Here is a 21689-nt window from a genome sequence, read left to right as displayed (position 1 = left end):
CGATGGACGACGCCGCTGGGCGGCGATTGGGTCTGGTCGCCTTCGCGCTGTTTTTGATCACGATTCCGCTGTCGAACTGGATGATCGGCAATATCGGTACCGTGTGCGTCGCGCATGGTCCGTGCCTGATTCCGGTGGCGCCGGGAATCATGGCGCCGTCCGGCGTTCTCACCGCCGGGCTTGCACTGGTGCTGCGCGATATCGTGCAGCGCTGTCTCGGCGCGCGCTGGGGTCTGCTCGCGGTCGCGCTGGGGGCTGCGATCTCGGCACTCGTCGCGCCGGCTTCACTGGTGCTGGCCTCGGCGGCGGCGTTCACGACCTCGGAATTCGCCGATTTCGCGATCTACACGCCGCTGCAACGGCGCGGGCTGACGCGGGCGGTTCTGGCGTCGTCCGGGGCCGGCATCGTCATCGATTCTCTGGTGTTTCTCTGGCTGGCCTTCGGGTCGCTCGCGCTGTTTCCGGGCCAGGTGATCGGCAAGCTCTGGTCGATCGGCATCGCCCTGCCGCTGATCCAGTTGACCCGCAGGCTGGTGCCGAGCCCGGCATGAATCTCGCCGATTTCGACTACGATCTGCCGCCCGAACGGATCGCGGCGGAACCGGCGCGGCCGCGCGACGCAGCAAGATTGCTGCATGTCGCACGTGACGGGCTGCATGATCGGCAGATTTGCGATCTGCCGTCGCTGCTGCGCTCCGGCGACTGTCTCGTGGTCAACGATACGCGGGTGATCCCCGCGCAATTACAGGGACGGCGCGGCGATGCGCGGATCGGCATCACGCTTGATCGCCCCCTGGCCGATGGGTCCTGGCGGGTTCTGCTGCGCAATGCCCGGCGCGCGCGTGTGGGCGAGACTATCGCGATCGACGGTGCAGACGGATTTTCCGCCATGGTGATCGCGCGCTCCGGCGATGGTTCGGCGGTACTGCGCTTCGATCGTGACGGCGAGGCATTCCGGGCGGCACTCGAACAGGCGGGCGCGCTCGCACTGCCGCCTTATATTCCGCGCGCTCACGGAGCGACGGCGCGGGATTCGACGGATTATCAGACCATGTTCGCGGCGCGGGAGGGCGCGGTCGCCGCACCCACCGCCGGGCTTCACTTCACGAGCGCGCTGCAGGATGCGCTGACCGAACGTGGGATCGGGCTTACCCGCGTCACCCTGCATGTCGGCGCGGGAACCTTCCTGCCGGTGCGCGGCGAGACCGTCACCGATCACCGGATGCACGCCGAGCGCGGCGAAATCTCCGAGGCGGCGGCACGGACGATCAACCGCGCGCGGGAGAATGGCGGCCGAATCGTCGCGGTCGGCACCACCAGCCTGCGCGTGCTGGAGACGGCGAGCGACGCGGCGGGCGTGATCCATCCCTGGGCCGGCGAGACCGAATTGTTCATCCTGCCGGGCTACAGGTTCCGCGCGGTCGATGTGCTGCTGACCAATTTTCATCTGCCGCGCTCGACCCTGCTGATGCTGGTCGCGGCCTTCGCCGGCCTGGAGCGCATCCGCACCGCCTACGCCCATGCGATCGGCGCGGGCTATCGTTTCTATTCCTACGGCGATGCCTGCTTGCTGGAGAAACCATGACCAGCTTCGGATTCTCGCTGCTCGCCACGAATGGCGCCGCGCGGCGCGGGCGCATCGCGAGCGCGCATGGCACGGCGGAGACGCCCGCCTTCATGGCGGTGGGCACCGCCGGAACGGTGAAGGCGATGACGGCGGATGCCGTGCGCGCGACCGGCACCGAAATCGTGCTCGGCAACACCTATCACCTCATGCTGCGCCCCGGCGCCGAGCGGGTCGCATCGCTGGGCGGGCTGCACCGGATGGCGGACTGGCCAGGCATCATTCTGACGGATTCGGGCGGGTTTCAGGTAATGTCGCTTGCGAAACTGCGCAAACTCGACGAAATAGGGGTGATTTTCCGTTCGCATATCGACGGTTCGGCGCATCATCTGACGCCGGAACGCTCGATCGCGATTCAGCACGCTCTGGATGCGACGATCACCATGGCGTTCGACGAATGCACCAAATTTCCCGCGACGTATGACGAAGTGGCAGCGTCGATGCGCCTGTCGATGCGCTGGGCCGCGCGGTCGCGCGATGCTTTCGCGAGGCGCGATGGCTATGGCCAGTTCGGCATCGTGCAGGGCGGCATCTTCCCCGATCTGCGCGCCGAATCCGCCGCCGCCCTCACCGATATCGGCTTCGAGGGCTACGCGATCGGCGGCCTCGCCGTCGGCGAAGGCCAGACCAGGATGTTCGAGATGCTTGACGTCATCAACCCGCTGCTGCCCGACCATCGGCCGCGCTATCTGATGGGGGTCGGCACGCCGGACGATCTGCTCGGCGGCATCGCGCGCGGAATCGATATGTTCGACTGCGTGATGCCGACGCGGGCCGGCCGCACGGCGCGCGCCTTCACCGCGCGCGGCATTTTCAACCTGCGCAACGCGCGGTTCGCCGACGATGCACGGCCGCTCGATCCGGGATGCCCCTGTCTTGGCTGCGCGCGCCACAGCCGCGCCTATCTGCATCATCTGTTCCGTGCCGAGGAAATGCTTGGTCCGATGCTGCTGACGGCGCATAATCTGACCTACTATCAGCGCCTGATGGCGGGCGCGCGGTGCGCGATCGAGACGCAAACCTTCGAAGAGTATGCGGTGGCGACGCGCGAAGGATGGGCAAGAGGCGATGACTGACGAACTCTATGCCGGGCTGCATCAGCTTGGCCGCGCAAGCCGCGCACCGGACAGCCCGGAACAGGCCGAACTCGAACGGGTGCCGGCTCCCGCCCAGGGCCGGCATTACGTGGTGCGGTTCACCTGCCCGGAATTCACCTCGCTCTGCCCGATCACCGGGCAGCCGGATTTCGCCCATATCGTGATCGACTACATCCCCGACTCCTGGATCGTGGAGAGCAAGTCGCTCAAGCTGTTCATGGCCTCGTTTCGCAACCACGGCGCATTCCACGAAGGCTGCACCATGATGGTCGCCGAACGGCTGGTCGATCTACTTGCCCCGCTCTGGCTCAGGATCGGTGCCTACTGGTATCCGCGCGGCGGTATTCCGATCGACGTGTTCTGGCAGACCGGCGCCCCGCCGGACGGCGTATTTCTGCCGGATCAGGGGGTCGCCCCCTATCGCGGCCGTGGATAAGGTCTCACACCGCAAGGCGATAACGGATCGCGCGGCGGCGCTGGGGTTCGACGCGATCGGGTTCACCCGCGCCGCGCTGACCAAGATTGAGCGGGATGGTTTACGTGGCTATCTTGCGGCCGGTCATCACGGCACGATGCGCTGGATGGCCGATCGCGCCGCCGAGCGCGGCGACCCCGCCGCGATGTGGCCCGATGCCGTCACGGTCATTTCGCTCGGCCTGTCCTATGCGCCCGAAGGCGATCCGCTGGCGACGCTCGCGAGGACCGATCGGGGCAATATTTCGGTTTATGCGCGCCATCGGGACTATCACGACGTCATCAAGGGCAAGCTCAAGCATCTGGCCCAGTTCATCGCGTCACGCGCGGGCGCGGAGGTCAAGGTGTTCGTCGATACCGCGCCGGTGATGGAAAAGCCGCTCGCCCGGCGGGCCGGGCTGGGCTGGCAGGGCAAGCACACCAATCTGGTGTCGCGCCGGCATGGCTCGTGGCTGCTGCTCGGCGAGATCATGACCACGCTCGACCTGCCGGCGGATGCGCCGCACGCGGATCGCTGCGGCACCTGCACCGCGTGCCAGGCCGCCTGCCCCACCGATGCGTTTCCCGCCCCCTACAAACTCGATGCGCGGCGCTGCATTTCCTACCTCACGATCGAGCATGATGGACCGATTCCAGTGGAATTTCGCACCGCAATGGGAAACCGGATTTACGGGTGCGACGATTGCCTCGCGGTATGCCCGTGGAACAAATTCGCACAGGCAGGGCGGGAACAGAAGCTGGCGGCACGGAATGATCTGGTGGCGCCGAGGCTAGCCGTTCTCGCCACGCTCGATGAGGCCGGATTTCGCGCGCTGTTCGCCGGAGGCCCAGTCAAGCGCATCGGACGAAATCGGTTCGCGCGCAATGTCGCCGTCGCGATCGGCAATTCTGACGATCCCGGCCTGCTCGATGCGGCGCGCGGGCTCGCGGCGGATTCCGATCCGGTGGTCGCCGAAGCGGGGGGCTGGGCGCTCAACCAACTGAAAAATCTTGAATAATATGCCGGAATCTCACAAAAAGATGATCTGGGCTGCTCGATAAACAAAAGGGGCTTTGCATGTCGCAATTATTCCGGCCACAGAAACCTGCCTGGATCGATGAGTTCAAGACGTTTCTGCTCCGGGGCAATGTTATCGATCTGGCCGTCGCCGTGGTAATCGGCGCCGCGTTCACCGGAATCGTCACCAGCCTGGTCGCAAATATCATCAATCCGCTGATCGGACTGGTCACCGGCGGGGTCGATTTCTCCAATCACTTCATTACCCTCAAGGGCGCGGTTCAGCCGACCATCGCCGCCGCGAAAAAGGCCGGCGCGGTCACGCTGAATTACGGGTTGTTCGTCAATGCGGTGATTAATTTCGTGATCGTCGCCTTCGCGATTTTCTGGATGATCAGGACGGTGCAGAAGCTCTATCGCCAACCGCCGCCGCCGGAAGCAGCACCCGCGCCGACCCCGACCGAGCAGTTGCTCACCGAAATCCGCGACCTGCTGAAGTCGCGACCGCAGGCGTAACCGACATTTAGGGCAACACCCGTGAGCCAATGTGAACGGATACTCTACTGTGGTGGTTCTGAAGTTCCTACGCATATGCGGCGGCGCTTTTCAGGAACTTCAGAACCAAAAACCACTCTAGATTCATATACTTGCTAGTGTCCTTTCGATTCGGAAGTTCGTATGGTGCCAGGTTTGGCGATAACGAACTTCCGAATCGGGACACCAGGACCACGGACATGCCGGCCGGAACCACTCATCGACCCTGGCGGGACATTCGCCTCATCGGCTTTGCCGACCGGGCGCCGCTCGCGCAGGCCTGGCGCTGGCTGGACGCGGCGGGGAGCGTGCTCGGTCATGAGACGGTCCCGGCGGAGGACGCGACCGGGCGGGTTCTGGCCGAGACTGTGGCGGCCCCGAAGGACCTGCCGCCAGCCGATCTGGCGGCGGCGGATGGCTATGCGGTCCGCGCCGCCGATACCGAGGACGCAAGCGCGTATAATCCGCTGCCTTTTGCCTTGTCCGATGCCGCGAGCGCGGCGCGCGCCCATCTGATTTCCGCCGGCACCGCACTGCCGTCCGGCTGCGACGCCATCCTGGATTTCGGCGCCGTCTCTCGGATCGATGCGGATCGGGCGGAGATGCTGGAGCCGGTAGCGCGAGGCGAGGGAGTCGCGGCGCGCGGCAGCCTGATCCGGGCCGGAACGGTCGCGCTGGCGGCCGGGCGGCGGCTGCGGCCGCATGATCTCGCGCTGCTCGCAGCACTCGGAATCGCGCGGGTCGCGGTCCTGCGGCGGCCGCTGGTCGGGCTGGCGATCGCCGGGTCGAAAACCGGCGGCGTGGATCAACTCGGCCCGATGCTGCGCGCCCTGACCACGCGGGATGGCGGGGTTCCGGCCGGATCAGGCCGGATGACCTTCAAAGCCGCCGTCGCGGAGGCGGGTGCGGCGGATGTCATCCTGATCGCCGGTCGCTCGGGAACGGGCGAAGATGACATCGCGGGCCTCGCCTTGGCGGAAGCGGGCGGTACGCGGGCGCTCCACGGCATCGCGCTGCGGCCCGGCGGCTCAAGTGGGCTCGGGCAATTGGGCGCCGTGCCGGTAATCCTGCTGCCGGGCGATCCGATGGCTTGTCTCGCGGCATACGACATGCTGGCCGGCCGGCTGATCCGCCGGATCGCCGGGCTTTCGACAGATCTCCCCTATCGGATCGGCGCCCTGCCCCTGAGCCGCAAGATCGTCTCTTCCACCGGCTTCACCGATATCGTGCCGGTTGCCGTATCCGGTGACGAGGCTGCACCGATCGGTTCGGTTGAGACGGGCCATCTCGCGGCGTCTTGCCGCGCCGCCGGTTTCGTCATGGTGCCGGAAACCCTGGAAGGGTATGCGGCGGGCGACATCGTCCGCGTGCACCTATATGATTAGCTATGGCTGAGAGTTCGGACATGGTGCAGCGTCTGGCCGCCCTGTCCCGCGCGGCGCGCCAGGAACAGTTTCTGGACGTGATCGCGCGCGACGAGGCAGAAGCGCGGCTGCGCCGCCATCTCCATCCGGTTCCGGCAGGCGTGGAAACCGTCGGGCTCGGCGCCGCGCGCGGACGCGTGCTGGCCGAGGACGTGCTGGCTCCGGTGGACGTTCCCGGATTCGATCGTGCCAGCGTCGATGGTTTCGCGGTGCGCGCCGCCGATATTGCCGGCGCCACGCCGGAAGCGCCGGCGGCGCTGCGGCTGAACACCGAGATTCTGACCCCAGGCATCCTGCCGGAACAGGACGTCGCCAAGGGCGTCGCCAGCGTGATCGCGACCGGCGGAATGCTGCCGCGCGGCGCCGACGCCGTGGTGATGGTCGAAGATACGGAGGTCCGAACCGGCCCGGACGATGCGCCGGTGGTGGAAATCCGCCGCCCCGCCTTTGCCGGCCGGTCCGTGGCGGCGGCTGGTTCCGACATCGCGCGCGGCGAGACCGTGCTCCGGCAGGGCAGCCTGCTCACCTCCCGCGAGATCGGGATGCTGGCCGCCGTTGGGCTGGGCGACGTGCCGGTCTGGCGCCGGCCGCGCGTTGCGATCCTGTCCACCGGCGATGAGATCGTCACACCCGGCGCGCCGATCCGCGCGGGCCAGGTGTATGACAGCAATGCCGCCGTGCTCGCCGCCGCGACCGAGGAACTGGGAGGCGAGCCGGTGCGGTTCGGCATCGTGGCGGACGACGAGGCGGCGCTGTCGGCCGCGCTCGACCGGGCGCTGGCGGCGTGCGACCTCGTGGTGTTGTCCGGCGGCACCTCGAAAGGCGCTGGCGATCTGGCGCACCGGGCAGTGGCGCGGCTGACCGATCCCGGCATCATCGTCCACGGCGTGGCGCTGAAGCCGGGCAAGCCGCTCTGCCTCGCGGTGAGCGGCGGCAGGCTGGTGGCGATCCTGCCGGGTTTCCCGACCTCCGCGATATTCACCTTCCATGCGTTCGTCGCCCCGGTCATCGCCGGGCTGGCCGGTCGCCGCGCGATCCGGCAGGGCCGAGTTGCCGCCACGCTGCCGTTGCGGATCACCTCGGAGCGCGGACGCACCGAATATGTCATGGTCTCGCTGATGCAGACGCCGGATGGCGGCCTCACGGCCTATCCCACGGCGAAGGGCTCCGGCGCGGTCACCAGCTTTGCCCAGGCCGACGGGTTTTTCGCGATTCCGGCCGCGACCGAGGCGGTCGCCGCCGGCACGGCGGTCGAGGTCACCCTGATCGATCAGGACGTGGAGCCGGCGGATTTGATTGTCATCGGCAGCCACTGCGTCGGTCTCGATCTGCTGATCGGATATCTGGAACGCGAGGGAATCCGGGTGAAGGCGCTCAATGTCGGCTCTTCCGGCGGCCTCGGCGCGGCACGGCGGGGCGAGTGCGATATCGCCGGCATCCATCTGATGGACCCGCAAACCGGGCGTTATAACGTTCCGTTCCTGACCGAGGCGCTGACCCTAGTGCCGGGCTATCGGCGTCTGCAGGGCGTGGTGTTCCGCCGGGACGACGCGCGCTTCGCGCCGTGCCCGACCGCCGAAGCCGCCGTGGCGGCAGCGCTCGCCGATGCATCGTGCCTGATGGTCAACCGCAATGCCGGCAGCGGCACCCGCATCCTGATCGACCGGCTGCTGGAGGGAAACCATCCGCCCGGCTACGGTTATCAGGCGAAATCCCATAACGGCGCCGCCGTCGCCGTCGTGCAGCGCCGCGCGGATTGGGGCGTCGCGATCGAGACCGTTGCCCGGCAATACGGGCTGGGGTTTCTACCGCTGCAGGATGAACAATACGATTTCGTCGTTCCGCTTGCCCGGCGGGAACGCCCGGCGGTACGCCGGTTCATCGCACTTCTGCAGGACCCGGCGACCCGCCGGCAATTGGAGACGATGGGATTCACCATTTCCGCCGAGGCAGCCGATGCGGCACAATGACGCGTTCAGGGCCGGGACGCTCGCCTCGCTGGGTGTGCTGCCCAATCCCGACGATCCGCGGCTGACGATGGCGGTCACCGGCGTCGATCAGACCGGTGCTGCCGTGCAATCCAAGGTGCCGATGGAACGGAAGCTGACGATTTTCCTGAACACCCAGAAGATCGTGACCGCGATGACGATCGGCGACTACCCCGAGGAGCTTGCCGTCGGCTATTTGCTCAACCAGGGCATGCTGCGGCCGTCCGACACGATCACCGGGATCGGCTATGACGAGGAACTGGCGGTGATCGCGGTGCGGACCGAGCGGGAAACCGATTACGAGGAGAAACTGAGCAAAAGGACCCAGACCTCCGGCTGCGGCCAGGGCGCGTCGTTCGGCGACGTGCTGGACGTGATCGCGGGCGTAACCTTGCCTGAAGCCGAATTGCGGACCTCGTGGCTCTATCATCTGACCAACCGGATCAACACGATTCCGTCGCTTTATCTCGAAGCGGGCGCGATCCACGGCGCGGTGCTGTGCCGGCGCGACGAACCGCTCGTCTATATGGAGGATGTCGGAAGGCATAACGCGGTGGACAAGATCGCCGGCTATATGCATCGCCACCGGATCGACGGCGCCGACAAGATATTCTTCACGACCGGCCGGCTGACTTCGGAAATGGTGATCAAGACGGTGCGCATGGGGATTCCGATCCTGATTTCGCGATCGGGCTTCACCGCCTGGGGCGTGGAGCTGGCGCGTCAGGCCGGACTGACCCTGATCGGCCGGGCGCGCGGCAAGCGGTTTCTCGCTTTGTCCGGCGCCGAGCGGATCGTGTTCGACCAGGATCTCGCCTATGTCGCGGAAGAGAGCGTGAAGCTTCGCCGCAAGGGTGCCGCCGATGACGAATGACAAAACCGCGATCGTGGGAGCGATCCTGGCCGGCGGCCTGGCGCGGCGGATGGGAGGTGTGCACAAGGCGCTGCAAAACGTGGGGGGCGAGATCGTGCTTTCCCGCCTGATCGCCCGACTGCGGCCGCAGGTGGCAGCGCTGGTGCTGAACGTGAACGCCGATCCCGCGCCGTTCGCGGGTTTCGGCATGCCCATCGTGGCGGACGATCTGCCCGGCCATCCGGGGCCGCTCGCCGGCGTTCTGGCCGCGCTCGATTGGGCGGCGCGCGGGCTGCGCGGCGCGCGCTGGGTGGTCACCGTCCCCGGCGATGCGCCCTTCATTCCTAGCGATCTCGTCGCGCGCCTGTATGACGGGGTGCAGCGTCAGGGAGCGGAGCTGGCGTGCGCCGCTTCCGCCGGGCGGACCCATCCGGTGATCGGGCTGTGGCCGGTCGCTCTGCGCTTCGATCTGCGCCGCGCTTTGGTGGACGAGGATATCCGCAGGATCGACCGCTTCACCGGCCGCTACGCGATCGCCGCGATCGAATGGTCCGCCGATCCGGTCGATCCGTTTTTCAACGTCAACACCCCGGACGATCTCGCCGAAGCCGACCGGCTGGCCGCCGGCGGGCATTTATCGTAAGGAAAAGAAAAGGAGCGTGACGGGCGCAAGACCGTCACGCTCAGGATCCGCCGGCCGCCAACCCGAACGCGCGGCCATGCGGGGGGGGGAGGAGTTGTCGCTACACTGCGTTCGGGGTCACTGTGTCACCATGTTTGCGGATGGTGAAATTGATCACAACGGGCATCGCGAGCAGCACCATCGGCAACTGCACGATGATTCCCGCGATGATCGCGACCGCCAGGGGCTGCTGCATCTGATCGCCGGCGCCGCTGATCGCCGCCCCGAGCGGCAGCAGGGCGAGAATCATTGCGAGCACGCTCATCAGGATCGGCCTGAGCCGGTTAAGTGCGGCGTCATACAGCGCCTGGCGCGGCGGCATGATCCTGGACAGCTCCTGATATTCCGAGACGTAGAAGATCGCCATTTCGGTACCGATACCCAGGATCATCACCATGCCCATCAGCGCGGTGATGTTCAGCTCGATTCCGGTCAGCCATAGCCCGACGAACACCGCGCTGGTGGAGATCACCGACGTGCAGATGATGATGATCGGCAGCAGTATCCGCTCGTAGAGGAACAGCAGCAGCACGATTTCAGCGATCAGGGCGGCGATGAAGACCGCGACCATGCCGCGGAAGGCGATCTGCTGCTGCTTGTAAAGGCCGCCCATCGTGTAGGTGACGCCCGGCGGCAGAAGGCCAGGCTTGGCAAGCACTTTCTGGATCGCGGCAGCCGTGCTGCCAAGATCGCGCCCCGAGATCTCGGCCGTCACCTCGACGATTTGCGCCAGGTTCTTCCGCGTGATTTCCGGCTGGCCGGCGACGAAGTCGACCTTCGCGACCATGTTCAGGGGAAACACATACCCGTTCGGTGCCCGAATCGGCAGGTTTTGCAACTGGCGCCGGCGCATCGCCGCTTCCTGCGGCGGGTCGATCCACAGCCGCACGCCGACATCTCCCAGAGTGCCGATAAATTTGGTCGCCACGATACCATGGAGATAGGCATTGACCTGAGTTTGGACTTCCTGCGTCGTCATTCCCTCCATCGTCGCCGCGGCTTTGTCGACGTGGATTTCCAGCGCGTCGCCCGCCGGCACCACGCCGTTATTGACCGAGGAGGGATCGACACCGCGCACCTTGGAAATCGCATCAGCGACGTTCTGCGCGACATTGTCGAGAATTGCCGGATTCTTGGCGCTCACATCGACCACGACCGGCTCGGGCCGGCCGACCATATCGCCGATATTGTCAGTCAGTAACTGGTCCGAACCGAAATCGATTCCCGGAACATCCCTGGTTACTTTGTTATCGATCTGGTCCATGACTTTCCAGATGTTCGGCCGTTTGTCGGGGTTGATCAGGCGAACATAGATATCTCCCTGGTTCGGCTCGTTCAAATCGCCGCCGAGCCCCGCGCCGGTGCGTCGGGAATATGCCGCGACATAAGGATTCGAGCGGATGATATCCTCGACCTGGTGCAATTCGCGATTGCTTTCATTGAGCGACGTACCGGGATTGGTCTGGTAGTTGAACACGAAGCCGCCTTCATCCATCTTCGGCAGAAAGCCGGAGCCGGTATGTTGCATCCCGATATAGCCAACCCCCAGCAGGATCACCACGCCGATCCCGACATAGATGGGCCGGCGCAGCACCGCATCGAGTGCGCGTCCATGGGTTCTTTTGAACCAGTCCGGCTTGTCATGGCTCGGGTCGTGCCATTTCTGAAAATCGATCACCGTTCTGGCGAGAATCGGCACGACGAACGCGGTCAGCAGATAGGAAATGATCAGCGCCAGGGCCATGGTCAGCGAAAGGTAGCGGAAGAACGCCCCGGTGACGCCGGACAGAAAAGCAAGCGGTATGAAAATGACGATGGTGGCGAGGCTTGAACCGGTCAGCGGCCGGAGGAATTCTTTGGTCGCGAGCAGAACGGCACTTTGCGGGTTGGTGAGGCCGGGCGTGCCGGCGCGCCGGGCGATCTGCTCGATCATCACGATCACGTCGTCGATCAGCAGCCCGATCGACGCGGCCAATCCGCCCAGCGTCATCATATTGAACGACATGCCGAGCACATAGAGCAACAGCGATGTGATCAGCACCGCCATCGGCACGACCACCATTGCAACCGATGTGGCCCGCCAGTTGCGCAGAAAGAACAGAACCACGAGGCCGGCCAGGAACAGACCGATGACGATCCCTTCTTCCACCGCAGCCACCGAGGACCGGACGAGTTGGGTCTGATCATACCATTTGACCAGGTGGATCGATTTCGGCTGCGCCGCCATGAACTGCTTTAATTTCTTCTTCACCTTGTTCTGAAGCGCCACCATGTCCGCGGACGATTGCTGATAGACATTGATCTCCACCGAAGGCAGCCCTTGATCTCTGACCAGGTACCAACGTGGTACTACGCCCTTGCTGATCGTTGCGATATCGGCGAGCCGGATAATCCCATGCTGTGCGGTTCGCAGGGTTATGTCGCGAATCGATTTGGCGCCAGTCAGGCCATTTTTCGCGAACATCAGATAGAGCAGGTCATTGTCCTGCAGATGGCCAACCCCCTCAAGAACGTTCGATTGCTTGACCGCGTTCTCTACATCCGCAAGCGTCAATCCAAACGCCCTGAGCTTGGCCGGATTGAGCACGGCCTCGATCTCGCGTTGCCTCCCGCCCAAAGTTCCCACACGCGCGACGCCTGGAATTCCCATCAACATCGGCGCTATCTGGAATTTGGCCATCCGCAGCAGATCGACCTGCGACACCGTCTTCGACGTCAGCGAATAGGACGAAAACGGCATGATCACGTTCGGCAGCATCTGGATCACGTTGTAGGTCGTGCCGGGCGGCAATTCTGGAAGAATCTGGGAAAGCGCCGCCTGCACGCCGAGATAGGCGAAATGCATGTTGGTGCCCCAGGGAAAATCGACGAACAATTCGGTCGATCCGCGCGACGTGGTGGACTCTACGTCCAGCGCGTGGGGAACCCGGCGCACCATCCGCTCGATCGGCGCCGTGACGTCATACAATTGCTGTTGCGCCGGGCGAGTGCCGGAATCCACCTCGATGCGAATCCGCGGAAAACTGATCACCGGATACACGCCGTACGGCATTTTCGATATTGAAAATACCCCGGCCAGGGCGAGTGCTGCCGCAATCAGTATGAGGGACCGGCGATGATGCTCCACCCAGCTGACGAAATTCATTGGCTGGCCTTCCCTTTCGGATCGGCGAGCCGGATTTTCATGCCGTTATCCAGTTGGTAGTTGCCCGCGAGAACGACGGGGGCGCCGGGCTCGAGCGCGCCGTTGATCACGTCCTTGTCGTCGTCCGACACCAGAACGTGAACCACCACCTTCTTCGCCGTCATGCCGTGCGCCTGAACGATGTAGGTATTGCCGGTATCGTTCACCAGAATCGCCCGGTGCGGTACGACATAGCCGTTGATATGCCCGACCGTGATGTTTGCCTGAAACATCTCGCCGAGCAGCGTCTTGCCGGCCGGCACGCTGATATCGACCGGCACCAGCCCATTGATCGATTCGACGAGCGAACCATGGAACAGGACGGTTCCGGCCAGCGACGCGCCGCCGCCGATCGGCGTCAGCTTCACCGGATCTTTTACATGGATCTCCCGTGCCTCGTTCGGAACCACGCCCGCCTTGAGCACCAGCCCGTTCGGCTGCGCGAGCTGGACCAGCCCTGCCCCCTCGGAGACGATCGCACCCGGCGTCGTGTCGATCACCGTGACGATCGCCGGGAACGGCGCGCGCAGCGTATGCGGCCCTTGGGCACCCTGCGCCTGCAGCGCGTCGAGCGCCGCCTCTGCATCCGCCTGGCTCTTTTCCGCCTGGAACAATTGCTGATCGGTGGCGAGATGGCTGCCCACCATCGAGCGGGTGCGGCTCACCAGATCGGTGGCGACGCGCAGTGCCGATTTCGCCTGCGCATAGGCTGAAACGCTCGCCGGGCTCGGCACCAGCCGGACCAGCGGCGCACCCTTGGCGACCAGCGCGCCGCGCCGGACATAGACATTGGTGACCGCCGCCTGCAGCGGCGCCATCAGCGTCTGCCGCGCGGACGACGCGGGGCCGACACTGCCATAGACGGTGAGAACGCGCGGCAGGCTGCCATGGGTCAGCGGCGTCAGCTTCACGAGAACACTGGGGCCGTTCGTGGTTCCTGCCGCCGCGAGTGCCGGCGCGGCGATCATGCCCGCGAAAATCGCAAAGGCGGCGAGAGTCTTCATGAATGGGTCACCCCGGTATGGTTGACGAGTCTTGTCCGCGGAAGGCCGACCCCGAGTTCGATGCCGAGCGCGAGCTGGTCGGTGTCGAGCCGGGTCTGGTAGGCGATCACGTCGAGTTCGCGCTTCAGCGCCGTCGTCTGGTAATCGACCAGCGCACGCTGATCGAGATTGCCCTGGGCGTAAGCATTCTCCGCGTTGCGCGACAAACGCCGCGCGGTCGCGGCGGCATCGCGCGCCTGGACCAGATCGGCCGCGAGAACCGCGATCCGCGTGCTGAGCCCATGGACCATGCCGTCGGCATGATCGAGCGCCGCCTGATATTGCGCGTGGAGCACCTCGCGCGTCGCCTTTGCCGACGCGATGCCGCCCTGATTGCGGTTGAAGATCGGCAGCTCCATGGTCAGGGTCGGACCGACCGACAGAACGTTCGACGTATCCGTGCCGCCGGATGGGCCCAGCGCCAGCGGCGGGAACTGGGCGAGAATCGCCGCGCGCAACTGTTCTTCCGAGGTTCTGTAACCAAGCCGCAGCGCCACCAGGTCCGGCCGCCGCTCGGGCAGCGTGGTCAGCAGCTTCGTCAGATCGGCCGGCGGCGGCGTGAGTTCGGGGCGGCTGATCGCGAACCGGACGGAGGGTTCAAGGCCGAGCAGCGCATCGAGCTGCTGCCAGACCTTCAATCGGGTCAGGCGCGCGGATGCGAGAGCGGTTTCGGCCCCCGCGTTCGCCGCGATCAGCGGCGCCTCGGCGGTCAGATCGAGATTGCCGAGCGCGGTCGCCTGACTCACCTGCGCGAGTTCGGTGGACAGCAGGGACAGTTCGCGCTTGAGGTAGCGGATTTCCGCATTGTCGCCATGGATATCGAGCGCCAGCAGTCGCGCCTGCTGGGCGACCTGCCATTCCTGCCACAGCAGCGACGCGTTGACCGAACCGAGCGAGGCGCGTGCCGCCGCGACGCGCGCCCGATAGGTGATGAGCGACGTGATGTCCTGCGAGAGCGACGCGGCGTAGGACGGTGTCGAGCCCGGCCCGCTGATCAGCGCCGCGAAGCCAAGGCCGAGCGACGGATTGGGCAGGATCGAGGCGCTGAGCAAAGCCGCCTTGGCGAGGCCGAGCTGGCCGCGTTGCTCGGCAAGATCGGGGTCGTTGAGGATCGCGAGCAGGCCGATCTGATCGATCGAGAAGGATTGCGTCGGGGCGAGCGTGACCGGCGGGTCCTTTGCCGTCATCGCCGGAATGGTCCGGTGGAGTGAAGCGACACTCGAAACCAGGTTCGGCCGGTTCGCCAGGGGCTTGGCCCGATAGGTCGCGCAGCCGGCGAGCGCGAGGGCGGCCAGCAGCATCCCGCCCCGATGGCAAAAACGCCTCCTCATGGTCAGCACCGCGCCGGAAGGGCCGGATGGAACGCGCTGTGAGATTTTTCGCCGCGGCGCGCGGCAGCATGTGCCAGCGGCTCAGCCGATATCATCGCGGCCGATACCGATGCCGCGAACCGAGTTGCACCCCATGATCCAGCCCAAGTCGCCATCGTTCAAATGACCCCGTTCAGAAACCGCCACATACCGCCGCCAAAATAGTCTTTCGTGCCCCGTCATCGGCCGGCGCCATGCGTATTCACGCCGCCGGCCGATAACATCCGAGATAGCCTATTTTTCGGGTTTGTAGACGTAGAGCGCGCCCGCCTTGCCGGCATAGGCGTAGACATTATGCGTTACCGGATCGACCGTGCCGGTGTGAGTCAGGCCGACCCCGGTCGAGACGAACGTCACCGGCGTCATCGTATTCGCGTCGTAGACATTGAAGCCCTTGCCCGCGCCTTCAAAGGCATAAACCAGGCCAAGCTTGGGGTCCCACTCCACTTGGTCGATGCCGGACTTGGCAGGCAGATGCTTGAGCACCTTGAGCGTGTCCGCGTTGAGCACGAACATACCAGCGCTCGTCGTGCCGACCCAGACGGCATTTGTTTTAGGATCGTAGATCTGTCCTTTGGTGCCGTCGAGCTTGGTGACCTTTATGTGCAGATTGATCTTGTGCATGATCTTGCCGGTCGTCGCATTCAGCGATTCTTCCCAGGAATCGTCGGGCATATACAGAATGTTCTTGGACGCAACCAACCTACCGACATCCGGGCCGCCTCCCTTGGTCGGGACGAGCGGGAACTTGGTCTCGAATTTCGGGTCCTTGCCGGTGCTGTAGACATCGACCCAGTTGTTATCGTCCATCGCCACGTAGAGTTTATGCGTGGCGGGATCGAGCCACATTCCGTCCGGCGAGGTTCCGACGGTGGTGACCCGGTTGACGATTTTCCAGTCTTTCTTCGAAATCACCACGATCTGATTGGTCTTTCCGGGACCTTGAGCGGCAGTCCAGTATACGTAGTGGGCATCCGAGGCGTGGCTGTTCGGCGCCGGAATTGATTTCCAATGGTGGACTACTTTGTTCGTGTGGCTATCGACGGCCACGCCGCCATTGGGCAGCGATACATAGATCATCCCATCCGTGGGATCATACCTGACGAAATCGCCATGTCCTTTTGCATTGGGCAAGGGGATCTTATCGACGAGCTTGAAGTGCCAGGCGCTGGCGAAAGCCGTGCCTGCCATCAGCCCGCTCAGCAGGGCGACACCCGCCAGGATTTTTCTTGGATAACGCATGTTTCACTCCCGTTTGTTGCAACGCGTATCTACACTTTTCTGTTGGCCTCGCCGCATCGCGGAGCCGTCAGGCACGTCACCCGCGGCAACCGGCCCGGTATTTGGGGCCGGGCCGGTCAGCTCGGATCATTATTTCCCCATCAGCACGCCAACTTCCACCAGGCCGACAAATTGGTTAGCGCTATTGCCACGCTTGCCGTAACCCGTGCCGGGGGCGAACCCGGCAAGATGGGTCAGATCCACCGTCGGGCGGATAAAGATGTTCTTGTTCTGCCATGTCGGCGAAATCTGCAGGCCGGTCATGGTCGTGCCGGGGCTGAACGTGCCGGGGCCAGGAGCCGAATCGAACTGCAGCCAGTTGCCGAACAGATTTTGATTCGGATCGTTCTTGTCGCCGTTCTGATAAACGATCTGGGGCTGAGCGGTGACCGACCATTTCGGCGTGAACTGGTACGTCACGTCCACCATCGCGGCGGTTTCGAAATAGGTGGTGAGCGGCCGGGGATTACCACTTGCCGCCGTTACCGAACTCTTGGGCAGCCACTGGTACTGAACCTCGGGGATGAAAGTCCAGGGACCGGCGATCCATTGCACGCCGGCACCGAGCAGAGAGCTGTTGGACTCGGAGAAGCCCAGCCCGACACCGGCGTGAGGCACGCCGGGATTGCCGGTATGACCGAGATTGGTGTGACCGAACAGGATGAAGTTATCCGTCCCCGATTTGTTCAGGTTGTAGGTCAGCAGGAAGGACAGAACGTTGGTGCGGGCGGTATGGTAGGAATCCGAGTATTGCAGATTGAAGGTCACCGGCCCGTAGAACAGGTTGAGCTGAGGCCCATAGCCCGGTGTCGCTTGCATATTGTTGAGGTTGGAAACGAAGAAGGTCGGATTCATCCAGTCGAACCCGATCTCGGTTCCTTCCAGCGACGCCATTTCACCGGCCGAAACGCTCCAGTATTTTGACGGCTGGGCGGTAAACCACCATTTGAATGTCGGTCCCGGCGGAAACGGGTTCGCGCCCGAGCCGAATCGCGCCAGGCTGTTGAAGGCGCCGAAGTCGCTGGTGATTCCTGTCGTCGGAGTCTGCCACGCCCCGCCCCAGTAGGTGAAATGCAGCCAGCCGGTTCCTTTGTGAATCTGGATGGCGGCGAGACCTATACTGTATTGGGCGTTCGGGCCAAGGCTGCCTTCATTGCTGAACAGCCGCGGCGTCGCGTTCGTGTTGGTCGATGCGAACGCATCAATGCCGCCGGAGAAGGTCCATTGCCCGCTCAGAGGACCCATACCCGTAACGTTGATCGTCTCCGCCGGTACGTTGTTGCCTTCACCGCCGCCGCCGAGCGCGTAGCTCGATTGCGATGCGGCGAGCAGGGCGGTGGTCAGTCCCGCTCCGACAAGAAACTTCGTCGTCTTTTTCATGTCACGCTCCCTTTTTCCCAGACTTTTATGATGTCGCGGCTCATGGCGCTGCTCCTTTTGTGCAGTCTGTTCAGCGACGGCCTGACGGTGCGTTAGCTGCGTTGCGCGAAGCGCGCCGCACTTGCCCCGTCCGCGGATCGCGCATGAGAGCGGAAGCAATTTCGAATGAATTAGCAATCGGCCTATTGCCGCATTCGCGACCTGGCTCATTCCAAGACTTCCCTCTCACGCGACAGGCTGATCCGCCTGTTCAGTTTGGATGCCGGTTATCGACCCGTTCCGGGCTTCTGGCATCTTTCTATTTTGTATACCATATTGTATTATTCTGTCTAGCGATATTTTGCATGAATCCCTATGATTTTATTGCGGGATCACAAAAAAGGGCGACCCGCCGGCGACGGGCCGCCCTTCAATGTCCGTTGAACCGGTTCAGCAACCGCCGGGATGGCGCAGTCCCAATTGAGGTACCGAGTGCAGTTTCGCCGTTTCGCAGGCTTGCTTCTCGGCTGGCGACAAATGATGCAGCACGCGGATCTGCACTCCCATTATCCCCGCGCTCTTCATCTGCGCTCCCGCCGGATGAATGCTCTGGTTCTGTGCTCCCACCAGATGAACGCTCTGGGGATTGCCCGGCTGACAATTATCCGCATGACGCATCCCTGCCTGGATCATCGAATGCGCCTCCGCCTGGCGACATGCCTGAACGCTGATCGAATCCGCCGGTGCCGGCGCTACCCTGACGGAGCAAGATGCCAGCAGGAGCGCGGCCACGACTCCGGCCATAGTCGTTTTTTTCGCGATCAGGTTCATCCTCTTCAGAGCTCCAGTGGGTTTTATGATAATTCGGGCCCTTGAATCGGCGTTGTCCAAAGAAGGCAGGAACGCGACCTCGGGGCACCGAGTATTTATAATGGACTCTCTGGTCGACCATACACCCTCTGTTTATGCAGGGCAGAGAACGGCCGAGTCGGGAACTTTCTGCTTCTGATACAATCCCGCCACCTCGCCGCGCTGCCTGATCAGGGCAAGAACCGTATCGATCGTCGGCGTCGGCACGCCGACGAGCGCGCCGAGTTCCTGCACCACCGTGACAAGTGCGTCGATTTCCATCGGCCGGCCGCGTTCGAGATCCTGCAGCATCGAGGTTTTGTGACCGACGACCGCGCCCGCCCCGTCGATCCGGCGTTCGACATCGACCCGGAAATGCACCCCGAGCCGGTCGCCGATCGATTTGGCTTCGAGCATCATCGCCTTGGCCAGAGCGCGGGTATCGGGATCGTGAGCGATCTTGTCGAGCGTCGCGCCGGTCAGCGCGCTGATCGGGTTGAAGCACAGATTTCCCCATAGCTTCAGCCAGATTTCGTCGCGAATTTTGTCGCGAATCGGCGCTTTCAGCCCCGCCGCCTCCATCGCCGTCGCGAGCCGGACGATTCTCTCGGTCCGCTCGCCGGACGGTTCGCCGAGCGGAAATTTGTCGCCATAGACGTGCTTGATCACGCCGGGCCCGACAACCTCGGTCGCCGGGTTGACCACGCAGCCGATCGCACGCTCCGGCCGCAGGATTTCCCATTGCCGCCCGCCCGGATCGACGCTTTCCAGCGTGGCGCCTTCCCGCTCGCCGCCATGGCGGTGGAAATACCAGTATGGAATGCCGTTCACCGCCGTCACCACGCTGGTATCGTTACCCAGCAACGGAACCATCCGGTCGACCACCGCCGGGATCGAATGCGCCTTGAGGCAGATGATGACGTAGTCCTGCGGGCCGAGTTCCGCCGGATCGCCGGTGCAGTGCGGCCGCGCGTGATGCTCGGCATTTTCCATCAACAGGCGGACCCCGTCGCGGCGCATCGTCTCCAGATGCGCGCCCCGCGCGACCATGCTGACTTCACATCCGGCGCGCTCCAGCATGACGCCGAGAAACCCGCCGATTGCCCCGGCCCCGAAAATGCAGACTTTCATGTGCGTTCTCCCTTCGATTCATGTCGCGCCATTTGCCCGGTCCCGACATTCGAATTCGGGATCGACTAAACGGTTTTTGACAGTCTGGTATACGATATACCAAATGTCAAGAATTTTATTCTGAAATTATTTTATTTGTCGCATTAATATAATATGCACCATTCCGGTCGGCGAATGATCACCGCGAATGCAGGAAAATCGTGGGACTTCGTGTGAGGGGCGCGCGGCGAACAACCAGCGTCTCCGCCGGCTGGACTCTTCCGGCCGCGCCGTCGCCTTCAGCCGGGATCGATGAGAAAAAATCCCGGCCTGACTGAAGGCCGGTTTTTCAAATCAGCTGCCACTGGTTCCGTTATGCCGCCGGGAGGCCGAATGCCGCGTAGCTTTGGCCAATGACGGCAGGTGGCGTTTGCGGAAAGACCGGGACTCCACGCTCCCCGAAAACAGGAGTTTGACCGATTACCGGCGGCGGCATTTGGGCAATGATGGGCACTCCTTGTTCCGCGAATACCGGCTTGTTCTGACCGATCACCGAAGGCGGCGTTTGCGCGATGATCGTTGTTGCCAGCAAGCTGGAAGCACCCTGCTGCGCGGATGCGACACCGCGTAACCCGCCGATACCTGCCGCGATCACGGCAAAAAACATCATCCTTTTCATGGCTCGATCCTCTTTTGGTTATCCGAAACCTGCTGCCCAGGTCGATCTCCCTTCGATCAGGCCGCTTTCATGTCCCGCGGCTTCGTGCCCACGGTCGGTTCAGCAAGTTGTCATAATATAGTATACCAAATGTAAAATGTCAAAATTATTAGAAGCTTGTGCTTGGCCCATTCGGAAAAGTCGCGCATAAGTGAAACTGCCTTTGCCGCCTTGGTGAAGCGGTCAGGCGGCTGGCCCTATCGGGTCAGCCGCGCGCGGCTAGTTCCGCAAGGGAGCGTCGCTGGGTGCCAACCTCGTCGAAATTCGCCGGGTCGATCCAGGCTTCGAGCATCGCGCGGTTGCGCGGCCATTCGGCGTCGGTCTGGCTGAACATCGCCGAATCCCGGCTGCGGCCCTTCAGGATCAGATGATTGCGCAGAATGCCCTCGAAAGTGAAACCCAGACGCTCCGCCGCGCGTCGCGACGGGGCGTTCAGCGCATCGCATTTCCAGACCAGCCTTCGATAGCCGAGATCGGTGGCGAGCCGGAGCAGCAGGAACATCGATTCGGTACCGACCGGGCTGCGCTGCAGAGCCGGCGAAAACCAGATGTTGCCAAGCTCGATCGCGGCGTTGGCGGGTTGAATGTCGCGCAGGGTGAGCCAGCCCATCACCCGGCCGTTCCGCTTCGAGCGGACCGCCCAGGCCATGGGGTCGTGCTGGCTCGCCAGCGTCGCGATATGGCGCCGCATCGCCGATTCGGAGCCGAACGGACCGCAATTCATGTAGGTCCAGCTTGCCTCGGCCCCCTGCGCGGCGGCCCAGAGGTCTTCGACATGGGCAACGGCAAGAGGTTCGAGGCTGGTATGATGGCCCTCGATCGGCACGCGCGGCGGCAATGGCCGCGGCGTGTCGTCGACTTCGGGGCCGCGCGGAGAAGTGCTCATGGATGGACGCTCCGATACCATTCTGCCGTCAGCCGGTCGCGAATTTGCGGCTCGGTTCGTCGCCGGCCAGAACCCGGACCATGGTTGATCCGAGGGATGCTGGGCTGTCGGCGACATGGATTCCGGCGGATTTCATCGCCTCGATTTTCGCCTGGGCGGTGTCGCGCCCGCCGGAAATCACCGCCCCGGCATGGCCCATCCGCCGTCCCGGCGGCG

19 protein-coding genes and 1 pseudogene are annotated in these 21689 nt (G+C 63.8%); 10 read left to right on the top strand and 10 right to left on the bottom strand.

Annotation, left to right across the window (positions count from 1 at the left end; translation table 11 throughout):
• Nucleotides 1–2: 2 nt before the first annotated feature.
• The 10 genes from AiwAL_RS09335 to mobA all read left to right on the top strand — a co-directional run bounded on the left by AiwAL_RS09335 (nt 3) and on the right by mobA (nt 9634).
• Nucleotides 3–551 carry a VUT family protein gene (locus AiwAL_RS09335; protein WP_235704252.1) on the top strand — a complete coding sequence of 183 codons (549 nt, stop codon included), beginning with the start codon at nt 3–5 and terminating at the stop codon, nt 549–551.
• A complete protein-coding gene (queA, locus tag AiwAL_RS09330; protein WP_262312581.1) occupies nt 548–1585 on the top strand; it encodes a tRNA preQ1(34) S-adenosylmethionine ribosyltransferase-isomerase QueA in 1038 nt (345 codons plus the stop codon). Before AiwAL_RS09335 ends, queA begins: the two co-directional genes overlap by 4 nt.
• Nucleotides 1582–2700, top strand: coding sequence for a tRNA guanosine(34) transglycosylase Tgt (gene tgt, locus AiwAL_RS09325; protein ID WP_262312580.1), 1119 nt, complete (start codon nt 1582–1584; stop codon nt 2698–2700). The genes queA and tgt overlap by 4 nt, the downstream gene beginning before the upstream one ends.
• A complete protein-coding gene (gene queF, locus AiwAL_RS09320) occupies nt 2693–3157 on the top strand; it encodes a preQ(1) synthase (protein ID WP_262312579.1) in 465 nt (154 codons plus the stop codon). Before tgt ends, queF begins: the two co-directional genes overlap by 8 nt.
• Nucleotides 3141–4193, top strand: coding sequence for a tRNA epoxyqueuosine(34) reductase QueG (queG, locus tag AiwAL_RS09315; RefSeq protein ID WP_408851485.1), 1053 nt, complete (start codon nt 3141–3143; stop codon nt 4191–4193). Before queF ends, queG begins: the two co-directional genes overlap by 17 nt.
• A gap of 59 nt (nt 4194–4252) precedes the next feature.
• Complete coding sequence (gene mscL / locus AiwAL_RS09310) at nt 4253–4708, top strand: large conductance mechanosensitive channel protein MscL (protein ID WP_262312577.1); 456 nt, start codon at nt 4253–4255, stop codon at nt 4706–4708.
• A gap of 218 nt (nt 4709–4926) precedes the next feature.
• Nucleotides 4927–6111, top strand: a complete 1185-nt coding sequence (locus AiwAL_RS09305) for a molybdopterin-binding protein (protein ID WP_262312576.1) — start codon at nt 4927–4929, stop codon at nt 6109–6111.
• Between the two features lie 2 nt (nt 6112–6113).
• Entirely contained in the window at nt 6114–8120 is a 2007-nt protein-coding gene (locus tag AiwAL_RS09300; protein WP_262312575.1) for a molybdopterin biosynthesis protein, read from the top strand.
• Nucleotides 8107–9012 carry a formate dehydrogenase accessory sulfurtransferase FdhD gene (locus AiwAL_RS09295; RefSeq protein WP_262312574.1) on the top strand — a complete coding sequence of 302 codons (906 nt, stop codon included), beginning with the start codon at nt 8107–8109 and terminating at the stop codon, nt 9010–9012. The genes AiwAL_RS09300 and AiwAL_RS09295 overlap by 14 nt, the downstream gene beginning before the upstream one ends.
• Complete coding sequence (gene mobA, locus AiwAL_RS09290; protein ID WP_235704261.1) at nt 9002–9634, top strand: molybdenum cofactor guanylyltransferase MobA; 633 nt, start codon at nt 9002–9004, stop codon at nt 9632–9634. Before AiwAL_RS09295 ends, mobA begins: the two co-directional genes overlap by 11 nt.
• Nucleotides 9635–9734: 100 nt before the next feature.
• Here the strand turns inward: mobA and AiwAL_RS09285 are convergent, their stop codons facing one another.
• From AiwAL_RS09285 to AiwAL_RS09240, 10 genes and pseudogenes are all read right to left on the bottom strand, one after another.
• Nucleotides 9735–12818, bottom strand: coding sequence for an efflux RND transporter permease subunit (locus tag AiwAL_RS09285; protein ID WP_235704262.1), 3084 nt, complete (start codon nt 12816–12818; stop codon nt 9735–9737).
• Nucleotides 12815–13861, bottom strand: coding sequence for an efflux RND transporter periplasmic adaptor subunit (locus tag AiwAL_RS09280; protein ID WP_235704263.1), 1047 nt, complete (start codon nt 13859–13861; stop codon nt 12815–12817). The genes AiwAL_RS09285 and AiwAL_RS09280 overlap by 4 nt, the downstream gene beginning before the upstream one ends.
• The gene (locus AiwAL_RS09275) at nt 13858–15231 is read right to left on the bottom strand and encodes a TolC family protein (protein WP_262312573.1); all 1374 of its coding nucleotides are present in this window, start codon (nt 15229–15231) and stop codon (nt 13858–13860) included. Before AiwAL_RS09275 ends, AiwAL_RS09280 begins: the two co-directional genes overlap by 4 nt.
• Before the next feature lie 273 nt (nt 15232–15504).
• Nucleotides 15505–16512 carry a YncE family protein gene (locus AiwAL_RS09270; RefSeq protein ID WP_262312572.1) on the bottom strand — a complete coding sequence of 336 codons (1008 nt, stop codon included), beginning with the start codon at nt 16510–16512 and terminating at the stop codon, nt 15505–15507.
• A 129-nt stretch (nt 16513–16641) separates the two neighbouring features.
• Entirely contained in the window at nt 16642–18141 is a 1500-nt protein-coding gene (locus tag AiwAL_RS09265) for a porin (RefSeq protein WP_262312571.1), read from the bottom strand.
• Between the two features lie 219 nt (nt 18142–18360).
• A complete protein-coding gene (locus AiwAL_RS09260) occupies nt 18361–18741 on the bottom strand; it encodes a hypothetical protein (RefSeq protein WP_262312570.1) in 381 nt (126 codons plus the stop codon).
• Nucleotides 18742–18873: 132 nt separating this feature from the next.
• Nucleotides 18874–19890, bottom strand: coding sequence for a 2-dehydropantoate 2-reductase (locus tag AiwAL_RS09255; protein WP_262312569.1), 1017 nt, complete (start codon nt 19888–19890; stop codon nt 18874–18876).
• A gap of 352 nt (nt 19891–20242) precedes the next feature.
• A complete protein-coding gene (locus tag AiwAL_RS09250) occupies nt 20243–20548 on the bottom strand; it encodes a hypothetical protein (RefSeq protein ID WP_235706216.1) in 306 nt (101 codons plus the stop codon).
• Between the two features lie 244 nt (nt 20549–20792).
• Nucleotides 20793–21473 (bottom strand): GNAT family N-acetyltransferase, encoded by a 681-nt coding sequence (locus tag AiwAL_RS09245; protein WP_262312568.1) that lies wholly within the window; start codon nt 21471–21473, stop codon nt 20793–20795.
• A gap of 28 nt (nt 21474–21501) precedes the next feature.
• A pseudogene (locus tag AiwAL_RS09240) lies at nt 21502–21689 on the bottom strand (hypothetical protein); the annotation flags it as partial.

The sequence above is a fragment of the Acidiphilium sp. AL genome, from assembly GCF_025499445.1.
GTDB lineage: Bacteria > Pseudomonadota > Alphaproteobacteria > Acetobacterales > Acetobacteraceae > Acidiphilium > Acidiphilium iwatense.
Note: the sequence above shows the minus strand (reverse complement) of the source record. Positions and strands in the feature narration are given on the sequence as shown.